The organism is Xenophilus sp., assembly GCF_044462705.1.
GTDB lineage: Bacteria > Pseudomonadota > Gammaproteobacteria > Burkholderiales > Burkholderiaceae_C > Xenophilus > Xenophilus azovorans.
Genome location: NZ_JBIQNC010000240.1, coordinates 1 through 6,665, shown reverse-complemented (window position 1 = coordinate 6,665; position 6,665 = coordinate 1). Strand labels below are relative to the sequence as shown.

The window sequence follows — 6,665 nt, the reverse complement described above, 5'->3', positions numbered from 1 at the left end:
GAGGGCTACCGCGTGGCGCTGGCCGCCGACGGCCTGCAGGCGCTGGAGCGGCTGCAGCAGGAGCGCCCGGCCGTGGTGCTGTCCGACATCGAGATGCCGCGCATGGACGGCTTCGACTTGGCGCGCAACATCCGCGCCGACGAGAAGCTGGCCGGCCTGCCGATCGTGATGATCACCTCGCGCATCGCCGAGAAGCACCGCGAGCATGCCAAGCAGCTGGGCGTGGACCACTACCTGGGCAAGCCCTACTCGGAAGAGGAGCTGCTGCGCCTGGTGCGCCTCTTCGCGGTGGCGCAGCCGGCCGAGGTGGCTTGAGCCGAGAAGGCCGCGCCTTTCGAGCCGGATCGCTCCCGACGCCCGCCACTGCCGTGGCGGGCGTTAGCTTTTGGGCCGCCTGCGCCGGGCGGGCGCGCCGCCGTCCTGCCGGCCGCGCACGGCCGCGTAGCGCGCCAGCGTCTGCTCGCGCGCCTGGGCATGGTCGACCAGCGGGCGCGGGTAGGTCTCGCCCAGCTGCACGCCGGCCGCCTCCAGCTCCAGCGGCGACGCCAGCCAGGGCGCATGGATCGCCGTGTCGGGCAGCCGCGCCAGTTCGGGCACGTAGCGGCGGATGAAGCGGCCCTGCGGGTCGAAGCGCTCGCTCTGCGTCACCGGGTTGAAGATGCGGAACCAGGGCTGCGCGTCGCAGCCCGTGGAGGCGGCCCACTGCCAGCCGCCGTTGTTCGACGCCAGCTCGAAGTCGTTGAGGTGGTTGGCGAAGTAGGCTTCGCCGCGCCGCCAGTCCAGCCCCAGGTCCTTGCTGAGGAAGCTGGCGGCCACCATGCGCAGCCGGTTGTGCATGTAGCCCGTCTCGTTGATCTGGCGCATCGCCGCGTCGACCAGCGGGTAGCCGGTGCGCCCCTCGCACCAGGCGGCGAAGAGGCCGTCGGCGTGCTTGCCGTGGTGCCAGGCGATGCGGTCGTACTCGGGGCGGAAGCTCCTGCCCTCGGCCAGGTCGGGCCGGTGCGCCAGCACCTGCATGTAGAACTCGCGCCAGATCAGCTCGGAAAGCCAGGTGGCGGCGCCCTGGTTGCCCTCCAGGCTCAGCCGGTGCGCCAGGCCCGCCGCCTCGCGGATCGACAGCGTGCCGAAGCGCAGGTGCACGCCCAGGTAGCTGGGGCCGCGCACGGCCGGGTAGTCGCGCGCCACGTGGTAGCGGTCGATGCGCTCGAAGAAGTCGGCCAGCATGCGCTGCGCGCCCTCGGTGCCGGGCGGCAGCTCCAGCGTGCCCAGGTTGGTCGGCGCGAAGCCCAGCGCGGCCAGCGAGGGCGGCGGCGCCCGGTGCGCGGCGGGAAGCGGGGCGAGCGCGTCGGCATGATGCGCGATCGGGTAGGGCCGCAGGTAGAAGTCGTTCAGCTTCGCCAGCCAGGCCCGCTTGTAGGGCGTGAAGACCGAGAAGGCCAGGCCCGTCCGGGTCTGCACCTCGTCCTGCTCGAACACGGCCTGGTCCTTGTGCAGGTGCAGGCGGACGCCGGCGTCGGCCAGCGTGCCGAGCGCTTGCGCATCGCGGGCCAGGGCAGCCGGCTCGTCGTCGCGGTTGGCGAACACGGCCTGCACCTCCAGCGCCCGGGCCAGGGCGGCGATCTCGTGGCCGGCCGCGCCGTGCCGCACGGCCAGGCCGCCGCCCATCGCCTCCAGCTGCTCGCCCAGCAGGCGCACCGACGCGTGGATGAACTCCACCCGCCGGTCCGAGCGCAGGCCGTCGGCGCGCGGCGCGCGGTCCTGCCCGGGCAGGGCGTCGAGGATGTCCGTGTCGAAGACGAAGGCGCAGAACACCTCGCGGCAGCTGCGCAGCGCGTGGTACAGCGCCGCATGGTCGTGCGCCCGCAGATCCCGCCGGAACCACACCAGCCCGCGAGGGTAGACCTTGTCCACGGCCAGTAAAATCGGCGGCATGGCCAGCGATTCTGCCCGGATCAACCTCACGCATCACTTCCTGATCGCGATGCCGGGCCTGCAGGACCAGTCCTTCAGCCGCAGCGTCGTCTACCTGTGCGAGCACAGCGAGCGCGGCGCCCTGGGCCTGATCATCAACAAGCCGGCCGACATCAAGCTCAGCGGCCTGTTCGAGAAGGTCGAGCTGCACCTGGACCGGCCCGACCTGAGCGACGCCCCCGTCTTCCACGGCGGCCCGGTGCAGACCGAGCGCGGCTTCGTGCTGCACGAGCCGGTGCGCCCCACCCCCGTGCCCGGGGGCGACGACGCCAGGAAGAGCGATGGCGAGGACGAGCCCACGGTCTACGCCTCCACCCTCATGATCCCCGGCGGGCTGGAGATGACCACCTCCAAGGACGTGCTGGAGGCCATGGCCACCGGCGCCGGCCCGCGCAAGGTGCTGGTCACGCTGGGCTACTCGGCGTGGGACGAGGGCCAGCTCGAATCCGAGATCGCCGAGAACAGCTGGCTCACCGTGATGGCCGATCCGGCCGTCATCTTCGACACGCCGGTGGAGCAGCGCTACGACAAGGCGCTGTCGCTGCTGGGGCTGGAGGCATGGAAGCTCTCGCCGGAGGCGGGGCACGCATGAGCGGTCCGGCAGCCTCCACCGCCGACGTCCCCGCGCGCTTCCAGTCCTTCCTCGCTTTCGACTTCGGTACCAGGCGCGTCGGCACGGCCACCGGCAACCGCCTGCTCAGGAGCGCCACGCCGCAGCCCACCATCGCCGCGCAGGGCGACGCGCGCTTCGCGCAGATCGAGGCGCGCATCCGCGAATGGCAGCCCGACGCGCTGGTCGTCGGCGTGCCCTTCCACCCCGACGGCGCCGAGCACGAGAACACCCGCGCCGCGCGCCGCTTCGCGCGGCAGCTGCACGGCCGCTTCGGCCTGCCGGTGTACGAGGTGGACGAGCGCTACAGCACCACCGAGGCGCTGGCCGGCGGCGCGAAGGACGCCGACGCCGCCTCCGCCTGCATCATCCTTGAACAGTTCCTGAGGACCCTGCCGTGAGCAATGAAACCCCCACGCTTCCCGCTTCGCGTGGTGCGCTGCCCCCCGAGGGGGCGCTTTCTCATCTTGGGGCGGCCCGGCGATGAAAACGACCACCCTGCCCGACGCCCAGGCGCTCTATGCGGCGCTGCTCGACGGCGTGAAGGGGCTGATGCGCCCCGCCACCCGCCTGGTGGGCATCACCTCCGGCGGCGCCTGGCTGGCCGAGCGCCTGCAGCGCGACCTGGGCCTGCCCGGCGAGGCCGGTGTCGTCTCCTCGGCCATGCACCGCGACGACTTCGCGCGGCGCGGCATGGCGGCCAGCGCGCAGACCGTGCTGCCCTTCGAGGTCGAGGGCGCCGACGTGCTGCTGCTGGACGACGTGCTCTACACCGGCCGCACCATCCGCGCCGTGCTCAACGAGCTGTTCGACTTCGGCCGCCCGGCCTGCGTGCGTCTGGCGGTGCTGGTCGACCGCGGCGGGCGCGAGCTGCCCGTGGCCGCCGACTTCGCCGCCGCGCACCTGGCGCTGCCCGAGACGCAACTGCTCGCCCTGGCGCGGGGCGACGACGGCAGCCTGCGCTTCACCCTGGAGGACCCACGCTGATGCTCGCCCGGCGCAATCCGCAGCTCAACCGCAACGGCGAGCTGATCCACCTGCTGTCCATCGAGGGCCTGCCCAAGGACATCCTCACCCACATCCTCGACACCGCCGCCAACTTCGTCAGCGTGAGCGACCGAGAGGTCAAGAAGGTGCCGCTCTTGCGCGGCAAGAGCGTGTTCAACCTGTTCTTCGAGAACAGCACGCGCACCCGCACCACCTTCGAGATCGCGGCCAAGCGCCTGTCGGCCGACGTCATCAACCTCGACATCTCGCGCAGCTCCACCGCCAAGGGCGAGACGCTGCTGGACACCATCGCCAACCTGAGCGCGATGGCGGCCGACCTGTTCGTGGTGCGGCACAGCGAGTCGGGCGCGCCCTACCTGATCGCGCAGCACGTGGCGCCGCACGTGCACGTCATCAACGCCGGCGACGGGCGGCATGCGCACCCCACGCAGGGGCTGCTCGACATGTACACCATCCGCCACTACAAGAAGGACTTCTCCAACCTCACTGTGGCGATCGTGGGCGACGTGCTGCACTCGCGCGTGGCCCGCTCCGACATCCACGCGCTGACCACGCTCGGCGCCGCCGAGGTGCGCGTGGTGGGGCCCCGCACGCTGGTGCCGGGCGACATGGCGCCGATGGGGGTGAAGGTCTTCCACTCGCTGGAAGAAGGCATCGAGGGCTGCGACGTGGTCATCATGCTGCGCCTGCAGAACGAGCGCATGAGCGGCGCGCTGCTCCCCTCCAGCCAGGAATACTTCAAGACCTACGGCCTCACGCCCGAGAAGCTGCGGCGCGCCAAGCCCGATGCGATCGTCATGCACCCGGGCCCCATCAACCGCGGCGTGGAGATCGCCTCCGAGGTGGTTGACGGCGAGCAGAGCGTGATCCTGCCGCAGGTCACCTTCGGCATCGCGGTCCGCATGGCCGTCATGAGCATCGTCGCCGGAAACGAAGCATGAACCTCCTGATCCAGAACGGCCGCGTGATCGACCCGGCCTCGGGCTTCGACGGCATCGCCGCCGTCGCCGTGGCCGACGGCAAGATCGCCGCGCTCGGCGAGGCGCCCGCCGGCTTCCAGGCCGAGCGCACCCTCGACGCCACCGGCTGCCTGGTGCTGCCCGGCCTGGTGGACCTGGCCGCGCGCCTGCGCGAGCCCGGCTACGAGCACGAAGGCATGCTCGAGAGCGAGACGGCCGCCGCGGTGGCCGGCGGCGTGACCAGCCTGGTGTGCCCGCCCGACACCGACCCCGTGCTCGACGAGCCCGGCCTGGTGGAGATGCTGGCCTTCCGCACCGGCAAGCTGCAGCGCTGCCGCCTGTTCCCGCAGGGCGCGCTCACCCGCGGCCTGGCCGGCGAGGTGCTGACCGAGATGGCGGCGCTGACCGAGGCCGGCTGCATCGGCTTCGGCCAGGCCGACGTGCCGCTGCCCAGCACCGTCGTGCTGCAGCGCGCGCTGCAGTACGCCAGCACCTTCGGCCACACCGTCTGGCTGCGCCCGCAGGACCGCGACCTGGGCCGCGGCGTGGCCGCCAGCGGCCCGCTGGCCACGCGCATGGGCCTGGCCGGCGTGCCCGTGGCGGCCGAGACCATCGCCCTGTTCACCATCTTCGAGATGGTGAAGTCCACCGGCGCGCGCGTGCACCTGTGCCGCCTGTCCAGCGCCGCCGGCGTGCAGCTGGTGCGCGAGGCCAAGGCCGCCGGCCTGCCGGTGAGCTGCGACGTCAGCATCAATTCGCTGCACCTGGTCGACACCGACATCGGCTACTTCGACAGCCGCGCGCGCCTGTCGCCGCCGCTGCGCCAGCAGCGCGACCGCGACGCGCTCTCGGCCGGGCTGGCCGATGGCACCATCGACGCGCTGGTGTCCGACCACACGCCCGTCGACGCCGACGAGAAGACGCTGCCCTTCGCCGAGAGTGTGCCCGGCGCCTCCGGCCTGGAACTGCTGCTGCCGCTGGCGCTGCAGTGGGGTGAGGACAGCGGCGCCGGCCTGCGGCGCGCCGTCGAGGTGGTGACCGCGGCGCCGGCGCGCCTGATCGGCCGCGCGGCCATCGGCCGCATCGAGGCCGGCGGCGAGGCCGACCTGGTGGTGGTCGACCCCACGCATGCGTGGCAGGTGCTGCCCGAGACGCTGAAGAGCCAGGGCAAGCACACGCCCTTCGGCGGCCATGCGCTGCGCGGCCGCGCGCGCGCCACGCTGGTGGGCGGGCGCCTCGTGCACGAGGCGCTGGCCGAAGAAGCGGCCTGACGCCCCGCCCGTGCGCACCCTGCGCGCCATCGCCCGGCTGCTCCACGCCATCGCGCACGCGCTGCGCGGCTGGTGGATCATCCGCACGAAGTTCCAGTGGATGGACGACGCGGCGCGCGGCCGCGAGGTCGAGCGCTGGGCCCGCCGCATGCTGCAGGTGCTGGGCATCCGCCTGGTCGTGCAGGGCACGCCGCCGGGCGAAGGGCCGCTGCTGCTGGTGTCCAACCACATCTCGTGGCTGGACATCCTGACCCTGCACGCGGCACGGCACGTGCGCTTCGTCTCCAAGGCGGCCGTGAGGCACTGGCCGCTGATCGGCACGCTCTCCACCGGCGCCGGCACGCTGTACATCGAGCGCGAGAAGCGCCGCGACGCGATGCGCGTGGTGCACCACATGACGGAGGCGCTGCGCAACGGCGACCGCATCGCCGTCTTCCCCGAGGGCACCACCAGCGACGGCCGCGTGCTGCTGCCCTTCCACGCCAACCTGCTGCAGGCCGCCATCTCCGCCGGCGTGCCGGTGCAGCCGGCGGCGCTGCATTTCGTCGACGCGGCCAGCGGCCAGGCCAGCCTCGCGCCCCGCTACATCGACGAGGACACGCTCGTCAGCTCGCTCTGGCGCGTGCTGCGCGCGCCGCCGCTGGCGGCCATCGTGCGCTTCGGCGAACCGCAGGACCCGCACGGCCGCGAGCGCCGCGGCTGGGCCCTGAGCCTGCACGCCGACGTGATGGCGCTGCGCGACGCGGCGCAGTTGGAAGAAGACGCGCCGCTCAGCGGTCCAGCCCGCCCAGGCACAGGTACTTGATCTCGAGGAACTCCTCGATCCCGTACTTCGAGCCCTCGCGC

General features: G+C 72.6%; 8 protein-coding genes. 7 read left to right on the top strand and 1 reads right to left on the bottom strand.

What is annotated here, in order from left to right; genetic code table 11:
• Positions 1 to 315, top strand: a 315-nt coding sequence (locus ACIY1X_RS23440) for a response regulator (protein WP_399685304.1), incomplete at its 5' end; no start/stop codon positions are given.
• A 63-nt stretch (positions 316 to 378) separates the two neighbouring features.
• Here ACIY1X_RS23440 and ACIY1X_RS23435 read toward each other — a convergent pair.
• Entirely contained in the window at positions 379 to 1,932 is a 1,554-nt protein-coding gene (locus ACIY1X_RS23435) for a cryptochrome/photolyase family protein (RefSeq protein WP_399685302.1), read from the bottom strand.
• On the opposite strand from ACIY1X_RS23435, the gene ACIY1X_RS23430 reads away from it, so the two are divergent.
• From ACIY1X_RS23430 to ACIY1X_RS23405, 6 genes are all read left to right on the top strand, one after another.
• Complete coding sequence (locus tag ACIY1X_RS23430; RefSeq protein ID WP_399685299.1) at positions 1,931 to 2,563, top strand: YqgE/AlgH family protein; 633 nt, start codon at positions 1,931 to 1,933, stop codon at positions 2,561 to 2,563. The genes ACIY1X_RS23435 and ACIY1X_RS23430 overlap by 2 nt on opposite strands.
• Positions 2,560 to 2,982 (top strand): Holliday junction resolvase RuvX, encoded by a 423-nt coding sequence (gene ruvX, locus ACIY1X_RS23425; RefSeq protein WP_399685297.1) that lies wholly within the window; start codon positions 2,560 to 2,562, stop codon positions 2,980 to 2,982. The genes ACIY1X_RS23430 and ruvX overlap by 4 nt, the downstream gene beginning before the upstream one ends.
• Positions 2,983 to 3,064: 82 nt before the next feature.
• The gene (pyrR, locus tag ACIY1X_RS23420) at positions 3,065 to 3,568 is read left to right on the top strand and encodes a bifunctional pyr operon transcriptional regulator/uracil phosphoribosyltransferase PyrR (RefSeq protein ID WP_399685295.1); all 504 of its coding nucleotides are present in this window, start codon (positions 3,065 to 3,067) and stop codon (positions 3,566 to 3,568) included.
• Entirely contained in the window at positions 3,568 to 4,530 is a 963-nt protein-coding gene (locus ACIY1X_RS23415; protein WP_399685293.1) for an aspartate carbamoyltransferase catalytic subunit, read from the top strand. Before pyrR ends, ACIY1X_RS23415 begins: the two co-directional genes overlap by 1 nt.
• Positions 4,527 to 5,819, top strand: coding sequence for a dihydroorotase (locus ACIY1X_RS23410; protein WP_399685290.1), 1,293 nt, complete (start codon positions 4,527 to 4,529; stop codon positions 5,817 to 5,819). The genes ACIY1X_RS23415 and ACIY1X_RS23410 overlap by 4 nt, the downstream gene beginning before the upstream one ends.
• Positions 5,820 to 5,829: 10 nt before the next feature.
• Positions 5,830 to 6,624, top strand: a complete 795-nt coding sequence (locus ACIY1X_RS23405) for a lysophospholipid acyltransferase family protein (protein WP_399685287.1) — start codon at positions 5,830 to 5,832, stop codon at positions 6,622 to 6,624.
• Positions 6,625 to 6,665: the final 41 nt, after the last annotated feature.